Source organism: Streptomyces sp. NPDC001980 (genome assembly GCF_040296885.1).
GTDB lineage: Bacteria > Actinomycetota > Actinomycetes > Streptomycetales > Streptomycetaceae > Streptomyces.
On sequence record NZ_JBEOYD010000001.1, the window covers coordinates 316636 to 339837 of the forward strand.

The following is a 23202-nucleotide window of genomic DNA, read 5'->3' on the forward strand; positions in this document are numbered from 1 at the left end:
TACCCCCAGCGCCCCTCGGGGCGCTGGTCAGCTCACGGTGCGGGGCAGCCGCAGGCTGAGCAGGCCGGTCACCACCGCCAGGCCCAGTTGCACCAGCAGGGTGGTGATCAGGGCGTCCCGCATGCCCTGGTGCGGGACCAGGGACAGGAACAGGGTGCCCAGGGTGGCCACGCCGAGGGCGAGCGCGGACTGCTGGGTGGTGACCATCACGCCACTGCCCACCCCGGCCCGGGCCGGCGGCACCTCCGACATCACCAGCCGCAGCACGTTGGGCAGTTGCAGGGCCTGACCGGCACCGGCGATGGCGACCCCGGGCAGCAGCCCGGTGAAGTCCAGGTGCGGCCAGTCCCGCCGGGCGGCGAGCACGATGAGGACGATGCCGGCCATCTGGATCACGGACCCGGCGGTCACCACCCGGCTGCCGTACCGGGCGATCAGCCGCGGTCCGGCGAGCGAGACGAACAGGAAGGCGACCGCCATCGGGGCGAGCGCCATCCCGGCCGGGACCGGCCCCAGGTTCTCCCCGCTCTGCAGGGCCACGGCGATCACGAACATGAACCCGCTGAACCCGATCGAGAACGGCAGCATCAGCGTCAGCCCCCGGCGCAGCGAGGCGAGTTCGAACAGGCTCGGCGGGACCAGCGGCGTACGGCCCGCCCGGTCGGCGCGCCGCTCCACGGCGTAGAAGGCGGCGGCCACGCCCGGGAACGCGGCCAGCGACAGCCAGGTCCACAGCGGCCAGCCCGCCGCCCGGCCCTCGGTGAGCGGGGCGAGCAGGGCGAGCAGGGAGGCGGCGAGCAGCACGGTCCCGGGTCCGTCGACGGGCTCGGGCGTCTGGGACCGCGTCTCCGGCACGAACCGCGCGCCGAGCACCAGCCCGACGACCACGACCGGCACGTTGACCAGGAACACGGCACGCCAGCCGGTGCCCGCGATGTCGGCGGCGACCAGCACCCCGCCGAGTATCTGCCCGGCCACCATGGAGAGGCCGGCGGTGGCGCCGTACAGGCTCATGGCACGGGCACGGCGGCCGCCGCGGGTGGCGGCCTGGATGGTGGCGAGGACCTGCGGGAGCATCGCGGCGGACGCGGCGCCCTGGGCGACCCGGGCGGCCACCAGCGTCCAGGCGCTGGGCGCGAGTCCGCAGGCCAGCGAGGTCAGGCCGAACGCGGCCATGCCGCCGAGGAAGAGCCGGCGGCGCCCGAACAGGTCGCCGAGCCGCCCGCCGAGCACGAGCAGCACGGCGTAGGCGACGCCGTACCCGGCGACGACGAGTTCCAGGACCGCCTCGCCCGCGTGCAGGTCGGCGCCGATGGTGGGCAGGGCGACGTTGACGATGAAGAAGTCGATGAGAGGAAGTGCGGCGGCGAGCAGGACGGTGAACAGCCCGGAGCCGCCGAGCGCCGGTGGCGCGGACGGGGACCGTACGGTCGCGGTGGTGGCGGTTTCGGTCATGCACCGAGCCTGCGGTCTGTCTCAGACTGGTACCAGAGTCTCCTTGTCCTGGTAGCAGAAGTACCTGGCAACAGGATCGGCGAGGCGGCAGTCTGGATCCATGACGACGACGGCGCAGGAGACGACGAGCCCCCGGCAGACAGCGGCCCCCGCCCCGGGCCGGGGTGCCGACATCCGGCGGCACGAGCTGGCCGCGTTCCTGCGCAGCCGCCGGGAGCGGATCACCCCGGAGGAGGTGGGCCTGCCGCGCGGCACCCGCCGCCGCACCCCCGGCCTGCGCCGCGAGGAGGTCGCGCAGCTCTCCGCGGTCGGCGTCACCTGGTACACGTGGCTCGAACAGGCCCGGGACATCCAGGTCTCCGTCCAGGTCCTGGACGCCCTCGCCCGCACCCTGCGGCTCGACGGCACCGAGCGCGCCCACCTCTTCCAGCTGGCCGAAGCCGTCGACCCGACACCGGCCGCGAGCTGCACGGGCGTCACCCCGGCCCTGCACGAGATGCTCCGCGCCCTGGAACCCCTCCCGGCCTCCGTCCAGAACAGCTGCTACGACATCCTCGCCTACAACCGCACCTACGGCCGCCTGATGGGCGACCTCGACGCGGTGCCGCCCGAGGACCGCAACTGCATGATCCTCGTCTACACCAACCCCGAGTGGCGCCGCTCGATCGTCAACCTGGAGGAGACCCGCCGCCTGATGGCCGCCAAACTCCGCGCGTCCATGGCCGGCCATCTCGCCGAGCCGGCCTGGAAGATGCTGGTCAAGCGGCTGGCGGCGGAGTCCGCGGAGTTCCGCGAGAACTGGGAGCGCTACGAGGTGGTGGACCCGCGCGCCAGGACCAAGCAGTTCCTCAACCCGTACGTCGGCCACCTCACCCTGGAACACACGGACCTGTTCCTGAACCCGGGGTCCGGGGCGCGGATGGTCACCTACGTCCCGGCCGACGAGGACACCCGGGAGCGCCTGGAGCGGCTGCACGACCTGGCGCGGGCGGGGACGGCGAAGCCGAACTCCTGACCGGGTCACGGGAATTCGTTCGCGCAACTGAGTACGCGTACTCAGGACCGGGGCGCCGTCCTCCCCCGACCATGCAGGAGGGGAGTGGGAACGACGAATCGACGTATCGACGACCGGCCACGGGGGAGAAGACGATGGAATCCGGCCCGGCCCGCACCGTTGTCCGGCTGATGCTCACCAACCGCCTCTCGGTGGCCTACCTGGTCCTGGTCGCGGTCGTCATCGCCAAGGCCGCCGTCGACTCCGGCGACGCCGACGAGCACGGCTCCGACTACGCCTGGCTCTGGCCGCCCCTGGTCACGTTCCCGGTCTTCCCGCTGCTCGCGGCGCTCGGCAGGACGGCCTGGCGCACGGACACCCCGAACTGGTTCTTCATCGGCACGGTCGTCGTCTCGGCCCTGCTCCAGTCCCTGGCCCTGGGCGCTCTGCGCCACGCCGTCCTGGCCCGGCACCGCCGCTCGGTCCACTCCTGCTGACCGCCGTCTGCGATCGCGCCCCGGTCAGACTCCGGCCGCCCCGCCGAGCAGCTCCCGCACGGCGTCGAGCGCGGCCCGTACGGTCGTGGGGTCGGCGCCGGGGCGGGCGAGGGCGCTCATCGGGATGGGGGTGACGGCGGGCAGGCCGTCGTACCGGCTCAGGCCGTCCGGGGCCGGGCCGACCGCGGCGATGAGGGCGACGCCCTGCCCGGTGCGGGCGATGTCGAGGACGCCCGCGAGATAGCCGGCGTCGCCGACGACCGTGGCCGGCACGCCCTGCGCGGCGAGGGTGGCGATGGCCCGGCGGCGGATGGCGCAGGGTTCCTCGATGGCGACCAGCGGCACGGGGGAGGGGGCGTCGGGCCGCCGCCAGCCGGGGGTCGCGTGCCAGGAGAGCGGAAGGCCGCCGACGGGTGTGCCCTCGGTGGCCGCGGCCTCGGTGACGTACACCGCCACGTCCACGCCGCCCCGCTCGACCGCCTCCACCAGCCGTGCGGAGCGGTCGATGCGGTACCGGACCCGGCAGCCGGGCCGCACCTCCTGGACGGCGGCGGTGAGCCGGGGCAGGAACTGGTCCGCCGCGTGCTCGGTGGAGCCGATGGTGACGGTGTCGCCGTCCGTGTCCAGCAGCACCCGCAGGGCCTCGTCGTGGACGGCGAGGATGCGCCGGGCCTGTTCGAGCAGCAGGCGTCCCTCGGGGGTGAACCGGGTGCCGCGTCCCTCGCGTTCGACCACGGGGTGCCCCAGCGCCTTCTCCAGTCTGCGCACGTGCTGGCTCACCGCCGACTGGCTGAGGGCGAGGGCGCGGGCGGCCCGGTGGAAGCCGCCGCAGTCGGCCACCGCGGTCAGGCTGCGCAGGGCCACGATGTCGAGGACGGGCTGGGGCATACCGGTGACGGTAGCCGTTCGCCCGACCGATCGCGATCCCTGATCGGTTTCGATGCGGAATCATCGTTGGACGCGTTCGGTCGCCGCCGCTCATGATGGACGCATGTTCGCGACCGCCACGGCTGCCCTTCTGACGCAGCGCCGAGTCATCGACTTCGGCGTGGCGTGCAGCGCCCGCTGTCGCTGATTCCTCCGCGCGTACGCGCGCCCTTCCGCCGCCTCCACCGACATCGCAACGTGGCTGACACGTGCCGGTGACGGCCGCCCGCTGCTTCCCCACCGTCTCTTTCCCCTGCTCCGGAACGGGAGTTGCCCCCTCATGCCCTCCTCCTGGGACGAACCCGAAGGCCTCGCCCCGCGCGGCACGCTGATCGTGCTGGTCGGCCGCGGTGAACACGGCGGCGTGTACGAGCGGTTCGGCCGCCGGCTGGCCTTCGACGCCTACCGCGTCCGCGCCCTCGGTGACCCGGCCGCCGACCCCTCGGTCCTCGACGAGGCCGCCAAACTGCTCGCCGACGAGTCGCTGCCCGGCCCGAAGGTCCTGGTCGGCTCGGACAGCGGCGCCCGGTACGCCGTGGAGCTGGCCGTCGAGCCCGCCTCCGGGGCCGACGCGCTGATCCTGGCCGGGCTGCCCACCGGCCCCTGGACGGCGGACGGTTGGGAGACCGAGATCGAGGCACGCACCGGCTGCCCCACCCACCAGGCCCGGCTGGCCGGCGACCCCGCGTTCCGGCGCGGGGCCCTCGACGAGACCCCCGACCTGTCCGACCTGCGCTGGGACGCGGTACGGGTACCGGTGCTGGCCCTGCACGGCAAGGACGACCCGGTCAGCCCGGTGGCTGCGGCCCGCGCGGCCTACGACGGCTCCCCGGCCCACCTGGTGGAGTTCACCGGCGGCCGCCACGACGTCCTCAACGACGCCCTGCACCGCACGGCCGCCGCCACCGTCGTGCTGTTCCTGGAACGGCTGCGCCTGTCGCCCGAGCTCCCCCTGATCGCGGAGGGCCTCGCATGAGCGGGCGGGTGCCGCCCGGCACCGACGGCCCGGCCGCGACCGGACCGCTCCCGGCGCTGAGGGGTTGCGCATGACGACCGAATCGCTGAAGGCCCCGCTGCCCGCGCCGCAGGCCGCGCCCACGGCCGGGCGCGTCACGATCCGCGGCACCGTCCGGCAGGGCCGCCGGCCGGCCGTGCCCCGTTCCGTGCGGCGCGCGGCCGGACCGGTCGGCCTGGTCCTGCTCTGGTTCCTGGCCTCCGCCACCGGCATCCTGCCGGAGTCCGTGCTGGCCTCCCCGGTGGACGTGCTCAAACAGGCCGTCGACCTCACCAAGGACGGCGAACTGCCCCGCGCCGTCGCCGCGTCCGGCCGCCGGGCCGCCGTCGGCTTCCTCATCGGCGCCACGGTCGCCCTCGTCCTCTCCCTCCTCGCCGGGCTGTTCCGGCTCGGCGAGGACGTCATCGACTCCTCGATGGGCATGTTCCGGGCGATCCCCTGGGTCGGTCTGATCCCGCTGTTCATCGTCTGGTTCGGCATCGAGGAGACCCCGAAGATCGCCCTGGTCGCGCTCGGCGTCACCTACCCCCTGTACTTCAACATCTACGGCGGCATCCGCTCCGCGGACGCCCAACTCGTCGAGGCCGCGCGGATGATGGGCCTCGGACGGCTCGGCCTCGTCGTGTACGTGATCCTGCCGAGCGCGCTGCCCGGTGCCCTCGTGGGCCTCCGGTACGCCCTGTCGACGGCGTGGCTGGCCCTGGTCTTCGCCGAGCAGATCAACGCGGACGCGGGCCTCGGCTACCTGATGAGCAACGCCCAGCAGTACTTCCGTACCGACGTCATCGTGCTCTGCCTCGTCGTCTACGCGCTGCTCGGCCTGGCCTGCGACCTCGTCGTACGGATCCTGTCGCGCCGCCTCCTGACCTGGCGCGCCAACTTCGAGGGCGAGGCGTGAGCGTCATGGCCAACAGCGTGGAGACCAGGGCGCTTTCCCGGACCTTCGACGGCAACACCGTCCTGCACGACCTCGATCTCGACATCCGCGAGGGCGAGTTCGTGGCCCTGCTCGGGCACAGCGGCTGCGGCAAGTCGACGCTGCTGAGGATCCTCGCCGGCCTCGACGACGAGATCGGCGGCGAGGTGACCGTGCCGGTGCGTCGCAGCGCCGCGTTCCAGTCGCCCCGGCTGCTGCCCTGGCTGAAGGTGTGGCGCAACGTCGTCCTCGGCCTGCCCGGCCGACCCGACCGGGCGCTCGCCGCGAAGGCTCTGGACGAGGTGGGCATCGCGGACCGCGCCGGGGTGTGGCCGAAGACCCTCTCCGGCGGCCAGGCGCAACGCGTCTCGCTGGCCCGCGCCCTGGTCCGGGAGCCCGAACTGCTGCTCCTGGACGAGCCGTTCGGCGCCCTCGACGCCCTCACCCGCGGCAGGGTCCAGCAGCTCGTCGCCGAACTCTGGCAGTCGCACGGCTGTGCGGTCCTCCTGGTCACCCACGACGTGGAGGAGGCACTGCTGCTCGCCGACCGGGTGCTGGTGATGGACGGCGGCCGCATCGCCCACGAACTCACCGTCGGCCTGCCCCGCCCCCGCGACCTGACCACCCCCGACTTCGTCTCCCTGCGCGCCCGGCTGCTCGGCTGGCTCGGCGTCACCCGCACCTTGGAAGGAACCCCCTCGTGACACGCGCCATACGTGGAACACGCAGACTCGCCGCCACCGCCACCGCCACCGCCACCGCCGCCACTGCCGCGCTCAGCGCCCTCGCCCTGCTGGCCCTGACCGCCTGCGGCGCGGACTCCTCGGCGGACGCCTCCTCCAAGGGGCAGGTCACCCTCACCATCGGCGACCAGGCCAAGACCCTGCAGACGATCGTCGCCGCCTCCGACGCCCTCAAGGGCGCCGCGTACAAGGTGAAGTGGGCCGAGTTCGAGGGCGCCGCCCCGCTCTACCAGGCCGTCCAGGCAGGGGCCGCCGACACCGGCTACTCCGCCGACCTGCCCGCCCTCCAGGCGCTCAGCGGCGGGGTGAAGCTGAAGAACGTCGCCGCCCTGAAGAACGACGGCACCCACGTCGGCATCGTCGTCCGCAAGGACTCCGGCATCGACAGCGTCAAGGACCTCAAGGGCCGGAAGGTGGTCGTCTCCTCGGCCAAGGGCAGCGTCTCGGAGTACCTGCTGGCCAACGTGCTGAAGCAGAACGGGCTCAGCTACCAGGACGTCCAGGTGCAGTACCTGCTGCCGACCGACGCGCAGGCCGCCTTCGCCTCCGGGAAGATCAGCATCTGGGCGACCTTCGGCGTCTACCAGGCCGTCGGACTGGAACAGGGCGGCCGGCTGCTCGTCGACGGCGCGGACGGCCGGGTCAGCGGCATCGGCTTCGTCAACGCCTCCGACAAGGCCCTCGCGGACGCCGGCAAGAAGGCCGCGCTGTCCGACTTCCTCAAGCGCCTCGGTACGGCCCTGAAGTGGACCAGCACCCATCAGGACGCCTACGCGAAGGCCATCGAGCAGCGCAACGGCGCCGACGCGTCCGTGGCCAGGACCCTCGCCTCGGCCGCGTACAGCCAGGTGCTGCCGATCACCTCCGACGTGAACACGACCGTCCAGGGCGTCGCCGACCTCATGAACGGCATCGGCGTGCTCGACCCGAACGTGGACGTGGCGAAGGCCGCCGACACATCCCTCCTCAAGTAGCCGCAGCAGCCAAGGGAGTCGTTCATGCCCGTCGAGTTCATCAGCGCCGTCCACACCGACGCCGGAGCCTCAGGACCCGCCGCCTCCAGCCGTACCGGCCTCGACGTCGGCCACCTGCGCACGTACGCCCGCGCCCTGGACGACGGCGGCTTCGACCACACCCTGGTCGCCTACCACTCCGCCTCCCCGGACGCCTTCCAGGTCGCCCAGTTCGTCGCCACCCACACCGAACGCGTCCGCCCGATCCTCGCCCACCGCCCGGGCGTGATCTTCCCGACCCACGCGGCCCGCGCCCTCGCCACCCTCGACCGGATCAGCGACGGCCGCCTCACCCTGCACGTCATCTCCGGCGGCAGCGACGAGGAGCAGCGCCGCGAGGGCGACTACCTCGACAAGGCCGAACGGTACGAGCGCTCGGACGAGTACATCCAGATCCTCCGGAAGGTCTGGCAGGCCGACGGCCCCGTCTCGCACGAGGGCAAGTACTTCAGGTTCGAGGGCTACCACTCGGACGTGAAGCCGGTGCACGGCCTGGTCCCGATCTCCGTCGGCGGCTCCTCCCAGGACGCCTACCGGGTCGGCGGACAGCAGGGCGACATCTTCGGCCTGTGGGGCGAGCCGCTGAAGGAGACGGCCGAGCAGATCGCCGCCGTCAACGCGGTCGCCGACGCGGCCGGCCGCCCGCACCCCCGGATCTGGGTCTCCTTCCGCCCGATCATCGCGCCCACCGAGGAACTCGCCTGGGAGAAGGCACACCGCACCCTCGGCGTCCTCAAGGACCAGGCCCGCACCACCGAACAGCTCCGCCACTACCGCACCACAGGACGTCCGGCGAACGTCGGCTCCCAGCGGCTGCTCGACATCGCCGAGCGCGGCGAGGTCCACGACCGCTGCCTGTGGACCGCCCCCGCCGTCGCCACCAACGCGGCCGGCGCCTCCACCGCCCTCGTCGGCACCCCCGAGACCGTCGCCCGGGCACTCCTCGACTATGTCGACATCGGCTGCGACCTGCTGTCGATCCGCGGCTACGACCCGCTCAACGACGCCATCGACTACGCCCGGCACGTCCTCCCCCTGGTCCGCCAGGAACTGGCCCACCGCGCGGCGACCGCCCCCGCCGCCTGACCTCTGCGGAACCTCGCGCGTACGCCGGGGAGACCGGCGACCGGAACGAAGGCCAGAACCCGTGACCACCACAGACACCACCACAGACTCCACCACTGCCCCCGCCCGGCTGCTCGGCCTGCTCGCCCGCGACCTGCCGCCCGACCGGCTGGCCACCGACCCCCGCACGCCGGCCGCCCACGCGACCGACCGCTCCGGCACCCGCCCCGAAGGGCTGCCGCTGGCCGTCGTACACGCGCGGCGCACCGAGGACGTCACCGTGACCCTGCGGCACGCGCACGCGCTGCGGGTGCCGGTGGTTCCCCGGGGCGCGGGCACCGGTCTGTCGGGCGGGGCGACGGCCGGCGAGGGCTCCCTGGTCCTGGACCTGTCCGGGATGAACCGCATCCTCGAACTGTCCGCGGACGACCAGCTGGCGGTCGTCGAACCGGGCGTGATCACCGCCGAGTTGGACCGCGCGGCGGCCGCACACGGGCTGCGTTACGCACCCGACCCGGCGAGCGCGGCCCTGTCCACGATCGGCGGCAACATCGCCACCAACGCGGGCGGCCTGCGCTGCGTCAAGTACGGCGTGACCCGGGACAGCGTGCTGGGTCTTGAGGCGGTCCTCGCGGACGGCACGGTGATCACCACGGGCCGCCGTACCGTCAAGGGCGTCACCGGCTACGACCTCACCGCGCTGCTGACCGGCTCGGAGGGCACCCTCGCGGTGATCACCGGGGCCACCCTGCGGCTACGGCCGCTGCCCGCGGCGACGGCGACCCTGGCCGCGTACTTCGCCACGTTCGAGGCGGCGGCACAGGCGTCGTACGCGATCGCGCGGGCCGGGGTGGTCCCGGCCCTCGCGGAACTGCTCGACGGACCGGTCCTCGAGGCCGTCGACCCGGCCCTGCGCGAGCGCGGCGCCGCCCTGCTGATCGTGCAGTGCGACGGCGCCGGGGCGACCGCCGAGGCGCAGGCGGTGGCGGACGTCCTGGCGCCGTCGGCCACCAGCGTGCGGACGACCACCGACCCCGCCGAGGCGGAGGCCCTGCTGTCCGCCCGGCGCCAGGCCCTCCCCGCGCTGGAACGCCTCGGACGCCCCCTCATCGAGGACATCGCGGTACCCCGCTCCCGGCTCGCCGAGGCGGTCCGCGAGATCCGCGCGATCTCGGCCCGCCACGAGACGCCGGTCTTCACCGTCGCCCACGCGGCCGACGGCAACCTGCACCCGATCCTCGTGGTCGACCCGGCCCTGGACCGCCTGCCGGACGCGGCCTGGGAGACGGCGGGCGAGATCTTCGCCCTGGCCCTGCGCCTGGGCGGCACTCTCACCGGCGAACACGGGGTCGGCGTCCTCAAGCGGCAGTGGGTCGCCGAAGAACTCGGGCCGGCCGCGCACGCATTGCAACGCCGCCTGAAGGAGGTCTTCGACCCGCACGGGATCCTCAACCCGGGCAAGGCCCTGTGAGCTTCTGAGGGCGGTACCTCTAGACGCGCTCCGCGCTCCCCACGGCCGCGCGGATCTCCGGTGCCGCCAGCCGCTCCGCGGCCCGCTCCGCCGTGGCGCGGGCCCAGCTGCCGTTCGTCACGGCGCCCAGAAGCAGGACCGCGAAGCCGCAGCCGGCCAGGATCCACCAGCCGGGGCGGGCGGCGCCCACGAACCGGCCGGCGTACGACGACGAACCGATCCCGGAGGCCAGCACCGCGCCGATCACCGCGACGCCCAGGGTCTGGCCCAGCTGGCGGCTGGTGGAGGCGACCGCGGCGGCGACGCCGGCCTGGGACCTCGGCATGCCGGAGACCGCCGTGTTGGTGATCGGGGCGTTCACGAAGCCGAAGCCGATGCCGAACAGGACGTAACCGAGGAAGAGGGTGGTGTCGGAGGTCTCCGCCTCGAACGCGGCGAACAGGACCGCGCTCGCGGTCATCGCGACGCCGGCGATCACCAGCGGCAGGCGCGGGCCCCGGCTGCCGACCAGACGGCCGGCCAGCGGGGCGCACAGGAACATCGGGACCGCCATCGGCAGCATCCACAGGCCCGCGTGCAGGGCGTCCAGTCCGCGCACGTTCTGCAGGTACAGCGTGGAGAGGAACAGGAAGCCGCCCAGGGACGCGAACGCGCTGATCGCGATCACGGTTGCGCCGCTGAACGGCGCCGAGCGGAAGAAGCGCAGGTCGATCAGGGGCTCGTCGCGGCGCGGCTCGAACCAGAGGAGGCCGGCCAGGGCGACGAGGGCCACCGCGGCGAAGGGGAGGACCGTGCCCGCGCCGGCCGTCGGCGCCTCGATGATCGCGTACGTCAGCGAGCCGAACAGGGCGATGACCAGCACCTGGCCGACCGGGTCGGGCCGGCGGGCCTTCGGCGCCCGGGACTCCGGCACGAAGCGCAGCGTCAGCAGGACGGCCGCCAGGCCCACCGGGATGTTGACCCAGAAGATCGCCCGCCAGCCGACCGACTCCACGAGCAGGCCGCCGACCAGCGGTCCGGCGGCCATGGATATACCGACCACCGCACCCCACACGCCGATCGCCCGGGCCCGCTCGCGCGGGTCGGTGAAGGTGTTGGTGATGATCGACATGGCGACCGGGTTGAGCATCGAGCCACCCACCGCCTGGACCATGCGGAACGCGATCAGCGAGTCCAGGTTCGGCGCGAGGGAGCAGAGCAGCGAGCCGATCGAGAAGACGACCAGGCCGGTCATGAAGACCTTCTTGCGGCCGACCCGGTCGCCCGTGGAACCGGCGAGCATCAGCAGCGAGGCGAGGACCAGGGTGTACGCGTCGATCGTCCACTGCAGGCCGGCCGTCGAGGCGTGCAGCTCGCGCTGCATGGACGGCAGGCCGACATTGAGCGCGGTGGTGTCGAGACTGACGATGAGCAGGCTCATACAGCAGATGGCGAGGACGAGCATGCGGCGGCGGGGGCTGAGCTCGGGCATGCGCTCCATCGTACGCCCGTTTCGATAGTGCGTCTAACTAATGAGTGATACATGATCGTGACGGGGGAGTGCGGGAGAGGCGGTTGTCCACAGGGCGGACGAGCACCGGACGAGCACCGCGCGGCGTACGGGACAATGGGGGAATGCCCGAGCCCACGTCCCCCCTCCAGGTCGGCCCGCACACCGTCCGGCCGCCGGTCGTCCTCGCCCCCATGGCGGGGATCACCAACGCGCCCTTCCGGACCCTGTGCCGGGAGTTCAGCGGCGGCAAGGGGCTGTTCGTCAGCGAGATGATCACGACCCGGGCGCTGGTCGAGCGCAACGAGAAGACCATGCAGCTGATCCGCTTCGACGAGACCGAGAAGCCCCGGTCCATCCAGCTGTACGGCGTCGACCCGGCCACCGTCGGCAAGGCCGTCCGCATGATCGCGGAGGAGGGCCTGGCCGACCACATCGACCTGAACTTCGGCTGCCCGGTCCCGAAGGTGACGAGGAAGGGCGGCGGGTCCGCCCTCCCCTACAAGCGGAACCTGCTGCGCGCCATCCTCCGCGAGGCCGTCGCCGGCGCCGGTGACCTGCCCGTCACCATGAAGATGCGCAAGGGCATCGACGACGACCACATCACCTACCTCGACGCCGGCCGGATCGCCGTCGAGGAGGGCGTCACCTCCATCGCGCTGCACGGCCGCACCGCCGCCCAGCACTACGGCGGCACCGCCGACTGGGAGGCCATCGCCCGGCTCAAGGAGCACGTCCCGGAGATCCCCGTGCTCGGCAACGGCGACATCTGGTCGGCGGAGGACGCGCTCCGGATGGTGCGGGAGACGGGCTGCGACGGAGTGGTCGTGGGCCGCGGCTGCCTGGGCCGGCCATGGCTCTTCGCGGACCTGGTCGCCGCCTTCGAGGGCCGTACGGAGGACGTCCTGAAGCCGTCCCTCCGTGAGGTCGCCGACGTCATGGTCCGGCACGCGACCCTGCTCGGCGAGTGGCTCGGCGACGAGTCCAAGGGCGTCGTCGACTTCCGCAAGCACGTCGCCTGGTACCTGAAGGGCTTCGCGGTCGGCAGCGAGATGCGCAAGCGCCTCGCCATCACGTCGTCCCTGGCGGAACTCCGCGCCGGCCTGGACGAACTGGACCTCGACCAGCCCTGGCCCGCCGGTGCCGACGGGCCCCGCGGCCGTACGTCCGGCAACAACCGGGTGGTGCTGCCGGACGGCTGGCTGAAGGACCCGTACGACTGCGCGGGCATCGGCGAGGACGCGGAACTGGATACGTCCGGGGGCTAGTTGGTCTTCGGGTGCGGGGTGGAGCCGTACGCCGTCAGGAACTTGTCGCGGAACGCGCTCATCTTCCACACCGGGGCGTTGTGCGCCGGACGCAGGCCGTCGGTCCAGTTCCAGGAGTCGATCGCGTCAAGGACCTTCGGGTCCTTGGCGACGATCGAGATCGGCACGTCACGGCTGGCCTGGTTGCCGCTGACCCGGGCGATCGGCTGGTGGTCGCCGAGGAAGACGAGCACCGTGTTGTCGTTGCCGTAGCGCTCCAGCCACTCGGTGAGCGCGGTCACCGAGTACTGGATCGACTTGCCGTACTCCTGGCGGGACTTGGTGGTGTCGGCGATGACGTCGGACGCCTTGTTGCCGGCCTTCTGGATGGCGTCGAAGATCGAGCCGTCGCCCAGCTGGTCCCACGGCACCATCTTCGGGATCGGCGCCCACGGCTGGTGGCTGGAGGTCAGGATCAGGAACGACATCCGGGACTTGCCGTCGGCCGGCTTCTTGCTGTGCACCCGGTCCTGGAACTGCTGGAGCGCGTACTGGTCGGGCATCGTCGACCAGCTGAACTTCGGTCCCTTGTAGCCGAGCTGGAAGGCGTTGTAGACCTTGTCGAGGCCGTAGTAGCTCTGCTCCGGCCAGCCCTTCTGGATGCCCGGCATCACGCCGACGGTGTCGAAGTCACCGGTCTTCTGGAACGCCTTGGTGATGCTCAGGTGGTCACTGGCCATGACGGTCCGGTAGCGCTGCTGGTTGCTCACCCACAGCCCCGACATGGTCGTGGAGTGCCCGAGCCAGCTGCTGCCGCCGTAGGTCGCGGACGTCAGCCAGCCGCTCTTCGCGTGGAAGCCGGCCTTCGCGAGGGCCTGGGTCCGGACGGCGAGGGTGCTGTCGACGCCGGGCGCCTCGATCGGGTCCTCGACGGCGCTGCGGCCGTAGCTCTCGATGAACGTGAAGACCACGTCCTTGCCGCGCAGGCTGGTCAGCAGCTGGTCGGGCGGGGTGTTCCCGAAGGCGTCCACCTTGGCGACCTTCTGGAACTCCGCCTCGTCGTGCAGGGTGTCCTTCACCTGACGGGCCTTGATCTCCAGCGTGGTCGCGGTGCTGTCGGCGGCGAGCGGCACACCGCCGGCGAGCTGGACGCCGAAGGAGGAGCAGGTGATCCAGACGACCCCGGCGATCAGCGTGCCGCGGGTGGCCCGCCCCGGATGCCGGGCGAGCAGATTGCTCAGCCGGACCGTCGCCAGCGCGAGCAGCACGAACAGCAGCAGCACGAGGACTACGGCACCGACGCTGACGGCGAGGGTGGCCGTCCGGCCCAGCGTGTCCTCCAGATACGACTCCGCGTCGCCGAGCAGGCTCCAGTCCAGGATGGCGTTGAAGCTCCGGCCCAGGTACTGCTTGAACCCCATGTCGAGGGCGTTGACCAGGGTCAGCGCGCCCAGCACCACGCCGAACAGCGCGGCCAGCACGATCCGGGGCCGCCGGGGCAGCGCCAGCGCGACCGCGGCCGCGATGATCCCCTCGGACGGCAGCCGCACGAACTTCGCGGGCCCGAGCGCGACGACGGTGTTCGGCATCACCAGCGCCGCGATCACGAGCGCGGCACAGAGCACGGTGACACTGATCGACAGCACGGAGGCAGCGGTGGGATGAGCCTCCCGCCACGCCTCCCGCCGCTCCCGAACCCGCCCACTCCAGGCGGCCCAGCCGCGCCGCCGGGGGCGGGGGGTGTCCGGGGCGGGGGCGGGTTCCGGGTCGGCTTTGGCGACGGCCTTGGGCTCGGGGTCGGTTTCGACGGCGGCTTCGGGCTCGGATCCGGGATCGGTCCCGGCGGCGGCTATGGACTCGGGGGCGGCCTCAGGGGTCGCTTCGGCCTCGGGCGCGGCGTCGCTCGACTCGTCGGCGGACGCGGCCTCGGCATCGGGCTCGGGAGTCCCGGACGCCTCGGAAGCCGCTTCCTGCTCGGACTTCGCGACCTCGGACTCCTCCGGCGGAGTTTCGCGTTCGGACGGCCCGGACGGCGTGTCCGATGGCTGGCGAATGCTCGTGTGCTGAGACAACCCGGAGGTCCTTCCGTGCGAGACCCGTGAAACGGAAGGCGGGCCAACGCTCGGAGGCCGAACCCGCCACAATTCCGTACGGCTCTCTTTAGGTCCGTGTTCAGGCCATTCGGCAAACACCGGGCAAACACAGCATGCGACGCCGGGAGGCGCCCCCGAAGGGGCGCGGGGCTGTGTCCATGTGCGGCTCCGCCGCGTGGGCGCGACCAGCCCCCACCGGCCCGCACCCGGCGTACGGCCCCCTACGCACCCCCCACTGCAGTCAGCAGCGCCAACGGAGCCGCCGCCGACCGGGACTCCCGTACGCACGCATGCGGATACGGCACCGGCTCCGGATGCGAGTCCCTGCCGTACCCGGCCAGCACCTCCGGCAACCGGTGCCCGCCGGCCGTCGCCGCGTCCACCAGCCCGTGCGCCACGGCCCGTGCCTCGTCGTGCAGCCCGTACCGGGCCAGCCCCAGCGCGATCAGCGCGTTGTCGTGCGGCCACACCGACCCGCGGTGGTACGACAGCGGGTGGTACGCCGCCTGCCCCGCGGCCAGCGTCCGCACCCCCCACCCCGAGAAGAAGTCCGGCTCCAGCAGCCGCCGCCCGACCACCTCCCCGTACTCCTTGTCCAGCAGCCCGGACCACAGCAGATGCCCGGCGTCCGAGGCGAGCGCGTCGACCTGCCGTCCCTCCCCGTCAAGGGCCAGCGCGGGGAAGGACGCCTCCCGCATCCAGAAGTCCTGCTGGAACCGGTCCCGCAGATCACCGGCGGCCTGCTCCAGGAGCGCCGCGTACGTCTCGTCGGCCCACGCCGTCCGCGCCAGCCACGCCGTCCGGCGCAGCGCGTCGTACGCGTACCCCTGCGCCCCCGCCGCCATCACGGTCCCCATCGGCCGGCTGCCGTCGGCGGAGCAGATCGCGCCGGGGGAGTCCTTCCAGTTCTGGTTGGCGAGGCCGCCCTTGTCCGCGCGGTAGACGAGGTAGCCGCGCGAGGTCAGGCCGCCGTGGTCGAGCATCCACCCGACGGCCGCGCGGGCGTTGCGTTCGAGCCGCCGGGCCATCTCGGCGTCCCCGGTCTGCTCCACGTACGCGCCGAGCAGGATCAGGAACAGCGGTGTCGCGTCGACCGATCCGTAGTAACGCCCGTACGGCACCTGCCCGAAGTGGGCCAGTTCGCCGTGGCGTACCTCGTGGACGATCTTCCCGGGCTGGGCCACGGAGTGCGCGCCGGTCTCGGTGGCCTGGGTGGCGGCGAGGGCGGGCAGGGTGGCGGCGGCCAGACGGGGGCGGTAGGGCAGGGCGAAGAGGGAGGTGAGGAGGGCGTCGCGGCCGAGCAGGGTGAGGAACCAGGGGGCCCCGGCCGCCGGGACCCTGAGCTCCTCGCCGTCCGGTCCGGTGGCCGGCACCTGGAGCGCGGCGAGGTCGGAGAGGCCGCGGGCGCAGGCCGCCGCCAGCTCCGGCCAGCCCGTCGGGAAGGCCACGCCCTCCACGAACTCGCCCTCCAGCGCGAGGAGCTGCTCGTTCAGCGCGGCCGGGTCCCGGGGCACCCGGAGCGCCCGCCGGTCGCCGTGCGGGCGCGCCATCACCCGGACCAGCAGCTCGGTGGTGCCGTGCGGTTCCAGCTCCAGTGTCCACACCATGCGCCGGGCGCCGGTCCCGGTCTCCTCCACGCCGTCCGGAGCCGGCTCGGCGGTGATGGTCGTACAGGACCGCCACTCGCCCCGGCGGTAGCCGAACTCCAGCCCGTCGTCGAGGGCCTGACGGGAGCGGACGGCGCCGGACTTGGTGTAGGTGCGGTGGTCGGCGCGGAGTTCGAACTGGTCGGTGAAGTCGGCGTCGGCGGTGATCGCGAGCCGGATCGTGGTCGGCACCGGACGGTTGCTGGTGACCCGCAGGGACTCGGCGAACGAGCCGTCGCCGACGGCCTGTTCCCTGAAGAGCGTGTGCGCGGGCGGTTCCTGGCGGCCGCCGCGCGGGACCAGGACACAGCGCGTGCCGTCCCCGTCGGCGACCGGCGTCAGCACGTCGGGCAGCGCTCCGTCGACCGTCAGCTGCCAGCGGCTGAGGTGCCGGGCGTCCCGTACGAATAACCCGTCCGGGGCGCCGCCGCCCCGCACGCCGCTGATGTCGCCGCGGTCGTCCACAGCCGCGAACGTCGTGCCGTGCACGAGCAGATGATGCCGGTCCGTCATCCCCGGTCCCCTCCTTCGTCCCTCTGGTCGAACGTGCGGTGTCCGCCGAAGACACCCCGTTTTGTCAGCTCTTGTGCAGGTTTTGACGTTCACCTTGTGGCTCTTCGTGCGACGTGGCGTGCGGGGCCGCGTGCCGCTGGTGGTGCAGGTCCAGCGCGAGCGCCGCGGTCCAGCCGAACCCGGTCGCGCCGCACGCCTCGCCGGTGTACGGGTCGACGTACTCGGCGAACCCGCTCGTGTCGGCCGTCCGTACGACCGCCTCGGCGAGCGCGTCCGCCCGCTCCCGCTCGCCGTGCTTTCGCAGCCCCCGCTCCAGCAGCCAGCCGGTGTTGAACCAGGCGGGCCCGCGCCAGTAGCGGTGCGGGTCGAAGGCCTCGCCGAGCAGGTCGTAACTGGGCACCAGGCCGGACCCGGTGCCGAAGTGCGGGCCGTCCAGGGTGCGCACGAGCGCGGCGGCGATCTCCCGGGGCAGGCTGGGCAGGAGCAGCGGGACCAGCCCGGAGACCCCCCGCTCGGGGATGAGCGATCCGTGTTCGCCGCCCCGCAGGTCCCGGCACAGGAAGATCTCCTTCTCCGGGTCCCACAGCCGGTCCACCAGCACCGCGGTCAGCCGCTCCGCCCGCGCGTGCCGGGCCGTGCCGGGCGCGCCCAGCTCCCGTGCGATGCGGGCGAGGGCGTGCTCGGAGGCGATGAGCAGCGCGTTGAACGCGGGGTCCTCGACGGCGAAGTCCCTGGTCCGGTCGGCGTATCCGGCGTCCCGGTAGTCGGCCGCCAGCCGCACGTACCGCCCGTAGTCCAGGTCCGTCGGCCGGTCCTCGGCGGCGCCGTGGTCCAGGTCGGCACGGCGGAAGGAGCGGGCCGGGGCGGGCACGACCCGGGCGAGCGGGGCGTCCCAGGCGGGGCTGTTGTCCATACCCTGTTCCCAGGGGTGCACGACGGAGGCCAGCCCGCCCCCGCCCAGGTCGCGCCGGTGCAGCAGATAGCGGTGCCAGGCGGCGAGCCGCGGGTAGACACCGGCCAGGAAGCCCCGTGCACGCGACAGGCCCGGGTCGGCGAGGTGCACCAGCCAGGCCGCCAGCGCGTGCACCGGTGGCTGCACGATCCCGGAGGTCTGTACGGTGCGCGGGGCGCCCGCAGCGCGCCCCGCGGTCGAGGAGCGCCAGAAGTCGGGGCTCGGGAAGTACGCGTCGAGGGGCACGGAGGGGTTGAACACGATGTGCGGGATCCGCCCGTCGCCCCACTGGGCGGCCAGCAGCGTCTCCAGCTCCGTCTGCGCGCGCAGCGGCGAGAGGTGCCTGAGGCCGATCGCGATGAACGCCGAGTCCCACGACCACTGGTGCGGATACAGGCTCCGGGAGGGCACGGTCGAACTGCCGGTCCAGTTGTCGTCGAGCACCTGTGCGGCTCTGACGTGCAGCGACCGTCGTGCGCCGGCGCTGGGTACGGCGCAGGCGGACGGCGGATCGTATGCAATACCGCGATCGAGCGCATGGGTGCTGAGCTGGGCAGTGCGATCCACTCGGGACTCCCCGAAGACGTCCGGCCGACCGGGTTCGGCAGTGGCTACCGTAGGGTTACGTCTATTTAACACGCAAAACTCAATATGTAATGCAAGCTTGAGAAACACAAGGGGGTGCGCATGACCGGACGTCCCGGCAGGACCGGCAAGGGCGGCGGGCAGGCGAGCGCCGGAGATCTGCTCGAACTGGTGCGCAACGGGCGGGCCGTGACGCGCGGAGCGCTCCAGCAGGCCACCGGGCTCTCCCGCGCGACCGTCGGCCACCGCCTGGACCGCCTGTTCCGCGCCGGCTGGCTGCGCGAGGGCGCCGGCGGCCCGGTCGACTCCCCGCTGGGCGGACGCCCCTCCATCACCCTCGAATTCGACGACTCCCACGCGGTCGTCCTCGCCGCCGACCTGGAGACCCGCCACGCCCGCGCCGCCGTGCTCTCACTCACCGGCGAGCTCCTCGCCGAGCACTCCGGCACCCTGGTCATCCAGGACGGTCCCGAGGCCGTACTGGCCGAACTCGGCCGCTGGTTCGCCGAGTTGCTGGAGAAGGCCGGCCGCCGCGCGACGCAGGTGTGCGGGATCGGCGTCGCGGTACCGGGCCCGGTCGACATGGACACCGGCCGGGTCGTCCAGCCACCGATCATGCCCGGCTGGGACGGCTACGACATACGGGGCCGGCTGGCCAGGGCGTTCACGGAGCACACGGGTGCGCCGGCGGTCCCGGTCCTGGTCGACAACGACGCGAACCTGATGGCGTACGGGGAGCAGCGCACCGGATACCCGGACTGCTCGGCCTTCGTCCTCGTCAAGGTCTCGACGGGTATCGGCGCCGGGGTCGTGGTGGACGGCTCGATCTTCCGGGGCGTCGACGGCGGCGCCGGGGACATCGGCCACATCCGGGTGGGTGCGGAGGCGCAGTGCCGGTGCGGTTCGTACGGCTGCCTCGCCGCGGTCGCCAGCGGCGGTGCCGTGGCCCGGCGGCTGGCGGAGGCGGGGATACCGGCCTCCTCCGGCTCGGACGTGCACGACCTGCTCGCCTCGGGCCATCCGGAGGCGGCCTCGCTGGCCCGGGAGGCCGGCCGCCTGGTCGGGGACGTGCTGGCGACGGTCGTGACCCTGCTCAACCCGGGCGTCCTGATGATCGCGGGCGACCTGGCGGGCACCCCGTTCCTCACCGGCGTCCGCGAACTGCTCTACCAGCGGGCGCTGCCCCGCTCCACCGCTCATCTGGACGTCGTGACGTCGCGGCTGGGGGAGCGGGCCGGGGTGGTCGGGGCGGGGGCGCTGGTCGTGGAGCACCTGTACGCGCCGGAGCGGGTCGAGGAGCGGCTGCTGGCGCTGGGCGTGTGACCGGCGCGTTTCCAGCGGGTTCTGGTGTCCGCCCCCGCGTCCGCATGGTGAACTCCGGCGGTCTGTGGCAGCGTGATTCTCGCCACCCTTGATAAGGGTTGCGCTCAGATGAGCGGATCATGGGCGACTGCACTTCTCCAAGGGGTGGCACTGGGTGCCACCCCTTGATCGTTCATCGATCGAAATCAGGTGTGCGGTACGACCGCTCAACTGAGCGGAAAGGTGCGGTGCTGAGCGGTCTTGCGTTCAAGAAGTGAAAACACAACCCGGTCTCCGCTTGCCAAGCTTTGACTTTCGATCCGGTGGCGGACGACTGGTTACGGGCGCATGACACGCAAGTAGACGTACCCAGGCGCCTTCGATCTGGGTATGTTCCTGGCCGTCAGGGCAGCCACCGAGTCCTCGAGGGAGTCGAGACCCGTGTCGGAAAACAAAGATCCTCATGGTGTGAAGTTCGTTTATGACTTCACCGAGGGAAACAAGGACCTCAAGGACCTCCTGGGTGGCAAGGGTGCGAACCTCGCCGAGATGACCAACCTGGGGCTCCCCGTTCCCCCCGGCTTCACCATCACGACCGACGCCTGCAAGGTCTACCTCGACAGCGGCGAGGAACCGGCGGCACTCCGTGACGAGGTGAGTGCGCACCTCGAAGCCCTCGAAGAGCGGATGGGCAAGAAGCTCGGCCAGGCCGACGACCCGCTCCTGGTCTCGGTCCGCTCCGGCGCCAAGTTCTCCATGCCCGGCATGATGGACACGGTCCTGAACATCGGCCTCTCCGACAAGTCCGTCCAGGGCCTCGCCAAGCAGGCCGGCGGAGACCGCTTCGCGTGGGACTCCTACCGCCGCCTCATCCAGATGTTCGGCAAGACGGTCCTCGGCGTCGACGGCGAGCTCTTCGAGGAGGCCCTGGACGCGGCCAAGGAGGCCAAGCAGGTCACCGTCGACACGGAGCTGGAGGCGGCCGACCTCAAGAAGCTGGTCACCAGGTTCAAGAAGATCGTCAAGGCGGAGGCCGGCCGGGACTTCCCGCAGGACCCGCGCGAGCAGATGGACCTCGCGATCCGCGCGGTCTTCGACTCCTGGAACACCGACCGCGCCAAGCTCTACCGCCGTCAGGAGCGCATCCCCGGCGACCTCGGCACGGCCGTCAACGTCTGCTCGATGGTCTTCGGCAACCTCGGCCCGGACTCCGGCACGGGCGTCGCCTTCACCCGCGACCCCGCCTCCGGCCACCAGGGCGTCTACGGCGACTACCTCCAGAACGCCCAGGGCGAGGACGTGGTCGCGGGCATCCGCAACACGGTCCCGCTGGCCGAGCTGGAGAACATCGACAAGAAGTCGTACGACCAGCTGATGCAGATCATGGAGACGCTGGAGAACCACTACAAGGACCTCTGCGACATCGAGTTCACGATCGAGCGCGGTCAGCTGTGGATGCTCCAGACCCGCGTCGGCAAGCGCACGGCGGGCGCGGCCTTCCGGATCGCGACCCAGCTGGTGGACCAGGGCCTGATCGACGAGACGGAGGCCCTCCAGCGCGTGACGGGCGCCCAGCTCGCCCAGCTGATGTTCCCCCGCTTCGACGAGCAGGCGAAGGCCCAGCAGGTCGGCCGCGGCATCGCCGCCTCGCCGGGCGCGGCGGTCGGCAAGGCGGTCTTCGACTCGTACACGGCGGTGAAGTGGTCCCGCTCGGGCGAGAAGGTCATCCTGGTCCGCCGCGAGACCAACCCCGACGACCTCGACGGCATGATCGCGGCGGAGGGCATCCTCACCTCCCGGGGCGGCAAGACCTCCCACGCGGCCGTGGTCGCCCGCGGCATGGGCAAGACCTGTGTCTGCGGCGCGGAGGAGCTGGAGGTCGACACGAAGCGCCGCCGCATGACGGTCCCCGGCGGTCACGTCGTCGAGGAGGGTGACGTCATCTCCATCGACGGCTCCTCGGGCAAGGTCTACCTGGGCGAGGTCCCGGTCGTACCCTCCCCTGTCGTCGAGTACTTCGAGGGCCGGATGCACGCGGGCGCCCAGGACGCCGACGAACTCGTCGAGGCGGTCCACCGCATCATGGCCTTCGCCGACCGCAAGCGCCGGCTGCGGGTGCGCGCCAACGCCGACAACGCCGAGGACGCGCTGCGCGCCCGCCGCTTCGGCGCCCAGGGCATCGGCCTGTGCCGCACCGAGCACATGTTCCTCGGCGACCGCCGCGAGCTGGTGGAACGCCTGATCCTGGCGGACACCGCGGAGGACCGCGAGGAGTCCCTGAGCGCCCTCCTCCCCCTCCAGAAGAAGGACTTCGTCGAACTCTTCTCGGCGATGGACGGCCTTCCGGTCACGGTCCGCCTCCTGGACCCCCCGCTGCACGAGTTCCTCCCGGACATCACGGAGCTCTCGGTCCGCGTGGCCCTCGCGGAGTCCCGCCAGGAACCCCACGAGAACGAACTCCGCCTCCTCCAGGCGGTCCACCGCCTGCACGAGCAGAACCCGATGCTGGGCCTGCGCGGCGTACGCCTCGGCCTGGTCATCCCCGGCCTGTTCACGATGCAGGTCCGCGCCATCGCCGAGGCCGCCGCGGAACGCAAGAACGCCAAGGGCGACCCCCGTGCGGAGATCATGATCCCCCTGGTCGGCACGGTCCAGGAACTGGAGATCGTCCGCGAGGAGGCCGACCAGGTCATCGCGGAGGTGGAGGCGGCGACGGGCACGAACCTGAAGCTGTCGATCGGCACGATGATCGAACTCCCGCGGGCCGCCCTGACGGCGGGTCAGATCGCCGAGGCGGCGGAGTTCTTCTCCTTCGGCACGAACGACCTGACCCAGACGGTCTGGGGCTTCAGCCGCGACGACGTCGAGGCCTCCTTCTTCACGGCCTACCTGGAGAAGGGCATCTTCGGCGTCTCCCCCTTCGAGACGATCGACCGCGACGGCGTCGGCTCCCTGGTCGCAGCCGCGGCGAAGGCCGGCCGCGCCACCCGTCCCGACCTGAAACTCGGCGTCTGCGGCGAGCACGGCGGCGACCCGGAGTCCGTCCACTTCTTCCACGAGGTGGGCCTGGACTACGTCTCCTGCAGCCCGTTCCGCATCCCGGTGGCCCGCCTGGAGGCGGGCCGGGCGGCGACCCAGTCGGCGGGCAGCGACCACCGCTGACGTCTCCCGACAGGAGGCCGCCCGTTGATTCGGCCGGCCTCCTCCGAACCCCGGGTCCGCCGTCCGTCCCCGACCCTCAAGACCGATGGACGGCGGCCCCGGCACGCAAGAAGAGGG

17 protein-coding genes are annotated in these 23202 nt (G+C 72.3%); 11 read left to right on the forward strand and 6 right to left on the reverse strand.

The features are described 5' to 3' along the window. Positions 1-27 precede the first annotated feature (27 nt). The gene (locus ABT137_RS01430; protein WP_351700576.1) at positions 28-1455 is read right to left on the reverse strand and encodes an MFS transporter; all 1428 of its coding nucleotides are present in this window, start codon (positions 1453-1455) and stop codon (positions 28-30) included. Positions 1456-1555: 100 nt separating this feature from the next. On the opposite strand from ABT137_RS01430, the gene ABT137_RS01435 reads away from it, so the two are divergent. Both ABT137_RS01435 and ABT137_RS01440 read left to right on the forward strand, forming a co-directional pair. Beyond that, complete coding sequence (locus ABT137_RS01435) at positions 1556-2470, forward strand: helix-turn-helix transcriptional regulator (protein WP_351700579.1); 915 nt, start codon at positions 1556-1558, stop codon at positions 2468-2470. Between the two features lie 134 nt (positions 2471-2604). After that, the gene (locus ABT137_RS01440) at positions 2605-2946 is read left to right on the forward strand and encodes an SCO4225 family membrane protein (protein ID WP_351700582.1); all 342 of its coding nucleotides are present in this window, start codon (positions 2605-2607) and stop codon (positions 2944-2946) included. Positions 2947-2970: 24 nt separating this feature from the next. Here ABT137_RS01440 and ABT137_RS01445 read toward each other — a convergent pair whose 3' ends face one another. Beyond that, positions 2971-3834 carry a LysR family transcriptional regulator gene (locus tag ABT137_RS01445; protein ID WP_351700585.1) on the reverse strand — a complete coding sequence of 288 codons (864 nt, stop codon included), beginning with the start codon at positions 3832-3834 and terminating at the stop codon, positions 2971-2973. Positions 3835-4153: 319 nt separating this feature from the next. Here ABT137_RS01445 and ABT137_RS01450 point away from each other — a divergent pair, with 319 nt between their 5' ends. The 6 genes from ABT137_RS01450 to ABT137_RS01475 all read left to right on the forward strand — a co-directional run bounded on the left by ABT137_RS01450 (position 4154) and on the right by ABT137_RS01475 (position 10096). Then, positions 4154-4849, forward strand: coding sequence for an alpha/beta hydrolase (locus ABT137_RS01450; protein ID WP_351700588.1), 696 nt, complete (start codon positions 4154-4156; stop codon positions 4847-4849). 70 nt (positions 4850-4919) lie between these two features. Then, positions 4920-5786 (forward strand): ABC transporter permease, encoded by an 867-nt coding sequence (locus ABT137_RS01455; RefSeq protein ID WP_351700591.1) that lies wholly within the window; start codon positions 4920-4922, stop codon positions 5784-5786. 5 nt (positions 5787-5791) lie between these two features. After that, positions 5792-6508: an ABC transporter ATP-binding protein gene (locus tag ABT137_RS01460; RefSeq protein WP_351700594.1), complete on the forward strand. Its 717-nt coding sequence runs from the start codon at positions 5792-5794 to the stop codon at positions 6506-6508. 8 nt (positions 6509-6516) lie between these two features. Beyond that, positions 6517-7521 (forward strand): ABC transporter substrate-binding protein, encoded by a 1005-nt coding sequence (locus ABT137_RS01465; RefSeq protein ID WP_502984456.1) that lies wholly within the window; start codon positions 6517-6519, stop codon positions 7519-7521. Positions 7522-7545: 24 nt separating this feature from the next. Continuing rightward, positions 7546-8646 (forward strand): LLM class flavin-dependent oxidoreductase, encoded by a 1101-nt coding sequence (locus ABT137_RS01470; protein WP_351700600.1) that lies wholly within the window; start codon positions 7546-7548, stop codon positions 8644-8646. Positions 8647-8707: 61 nt separating this feature from the next. After that, positions 8708-10096, forward strand: coding sequence for an FAD-binding oxidoreductase (locus ABT137_RS01475; protein WP_351700603.1), 1389 nt, complete (start codon positions 8708-8710; stop codon positions 10094-10096). A 19-nt stretch (positions 10097-10115) separates the two neighbouring features. Here the strand turns inward: ABT137_RS01475 and ABT137_RS01480 are convergent, their stop codons facing one another. Continuing rightward, positions 10116-11567, reverse strand: coding sequence for an MFS transporter (locus tag ABT137_RS01480; RefSeq protein ID WP_351700606.1), 1452 nt, complete (start codon positions 11565-11567; stop codon positions 10116-10118). Positions 11568-11710: 143 nt separating this feature from the next. On the opposite strand from ABT137_RS01480, the gene dusB reads away from it, so the two are divergent. After that, positions 11711-12853, forward strand: a complete 1143-nt coding sequence (dusB, locus tag ABT137_RS01485) for a tRNA dihydrouridine synthase DusB (protein WP_351700609.1) — start codon at positions 11711-11713, stop codon at positions 12851-12853. On the opposite strand, the gene ABT137_RS01490 is transcribed toward dusB, so the two are convergent. From ABT137_RS01490 to ABT137_RS01500, 3 genes are all read right to left on the reverse strand, one after another. Further along, positions 12850-14904: a sulfatase-like hydrolase/transferase gene (locus tag ABT137_RS01490; protein ID WP_502984449.1), complete on the reverse strand. Its 2055-nt coding sequence runs from the start codon at positions 14902-14904 to the stop codon at positions 12850-12852. The two genes, dusB and ABT137_RS01490, sit on opposite strands and share 4 nt — an antisense overlap. Positions 14905-15146: 242 nt before the next feature. Beyond that, positions 15147-17084 carry an amylo-alpha-1,6-glucosidase gene (locus ABT137_RS01495; RefSeq protein WP_351700612.1) on the reverse strand — a complete coding sequence of 646 codons (1938 nt, stop codon included), beginning with the start codon at positions 17082-17084 and terminating at the stop codon, positions 15147-15149. Positions 17085-17148: 64 nt separating this feature from the next. Further along, a complete protein-coding gene (locus ABT137_RS01500; RefSeq protein ID WP_351700615.1) occupies positions 17149-18603 on the reverse strand; it encodes an MGH1-like glycoside hydrolase domain-containing protein in 1455 nt (484 codons plus the stop codon). Between the two features lie 120 nt (positions 18604-18723). Between ABT137_RS01500 and ABT137_RS01505 the strand changes: the two genes are divergently transcribed. Together ABT137_RS01505 and ppdK are read left to right on the forward strand one after the other, a co-directional pair. Next, on the forward strand, positions 18724-19944 hold the full coding sequence (locus tag ABT137_RS01505) for an ROK family transcriptional regulator (RefSeq protein WP_351700618.1): 1221 nt from the start codon (positions 18724-18726) through the stop codon (positions 19942-19944). Positions 19945-20364: 420 nt separating this feature from the next. Beyond that, complete coding sequence (gene ppdK, locus ABT137_RS01510) at positions 20365-23085, forward strand: pyruvate, phosphate dikinase (RefSeq protein ID WP_351700621.1); 2721 nt, start codon at positions 20365-20367, stop codon at positions 23083-23085. Positions 23086-23202: the final 117 nt, after the last annotated feature.

Coding starts and splice junctions, on each gene's coding strand:
- ABT137_RS01455 (WP_351700591.1), top strand. CDS start 4,920: ATGACGACCGAATCGCTGAAGGCCCCGCTGCCCGCGCCGCAGGCCGCG.
- ABT137_RS01445 (WP_351700585.1), bottom strand. CDS start 3,834: ATGCCCCAGCCCGTCCTCGACATCGTGGCCCTGCGCAGCCTGACCGCG.
- ABT137_RS01430 (WP_351700576.1), bottom strand. CDS start 1,455: ATGACCGAAACCGCCACCACCGCGACCGTACGGTCCCCGTCCGCGCCA.
- ABT137_RS01480 (WP_351700606.1), bottom strand. CDS start 11,567: ATGCCCGAGCTCAGCCCCCGCCGCCGCATGCTCGTCCTCGCCATCTGC.
- ABT137_RS01460 (WP_351700594.1), top strand. CDS start 5,792: ATGGCCAACAGCGTGGAGACCAGGGCGCTTTCCCGGACCTTCGACGGC.
- ABT137_RS01470 (WP_351700600.1), top strand. CDS start 7,546: ATGCCCGTCGAGTTCATCAGCGCCGTCCACACCGACGCCGGAGCCTCA.
- ABT137_RS01435 (WP_351700579.1), top strand. CDS start 1,556: ATGACGACGACGGCGCAGGAGACGACGAGCCCCCGGCAGACAGCGGCC.
- ABT137_RS01450 (WP_351700588.1), top strand. CDS start 4,154: ATGCCCTCCTCCTGGGACGAACCCGAAGGCCTCGCCCCGCGCGGCACG.
- dusB (WP_351700609.1), top strand. CDS start 11,711: ATGCCCGAGCCCACGTCCCCCCTCCAGGTCGGCCCGCACACCGTCCGG.
- ABT137_RS01505 (WP_351700618.1), top strand. CDS start 18,724: ATGACCGGACGTCCCGGCAGGACCGGCAAGGGCGGCGGGCAGGCGAGC.
- ABT137_RS01440 (WP_351700582.1), top strand. CDS start 2,605: ATGGAATCCGGCCCGGCCCGCACCGTTGTCCGGCTGATGCTCACCAAC.
- ABT137_RS01495 (WP_351700612.1), bottom strand. CDS start 17,084: ATGACGGACCGGCATCATCTGCTCGTGCACGGCACGACGTTCGCGGCT.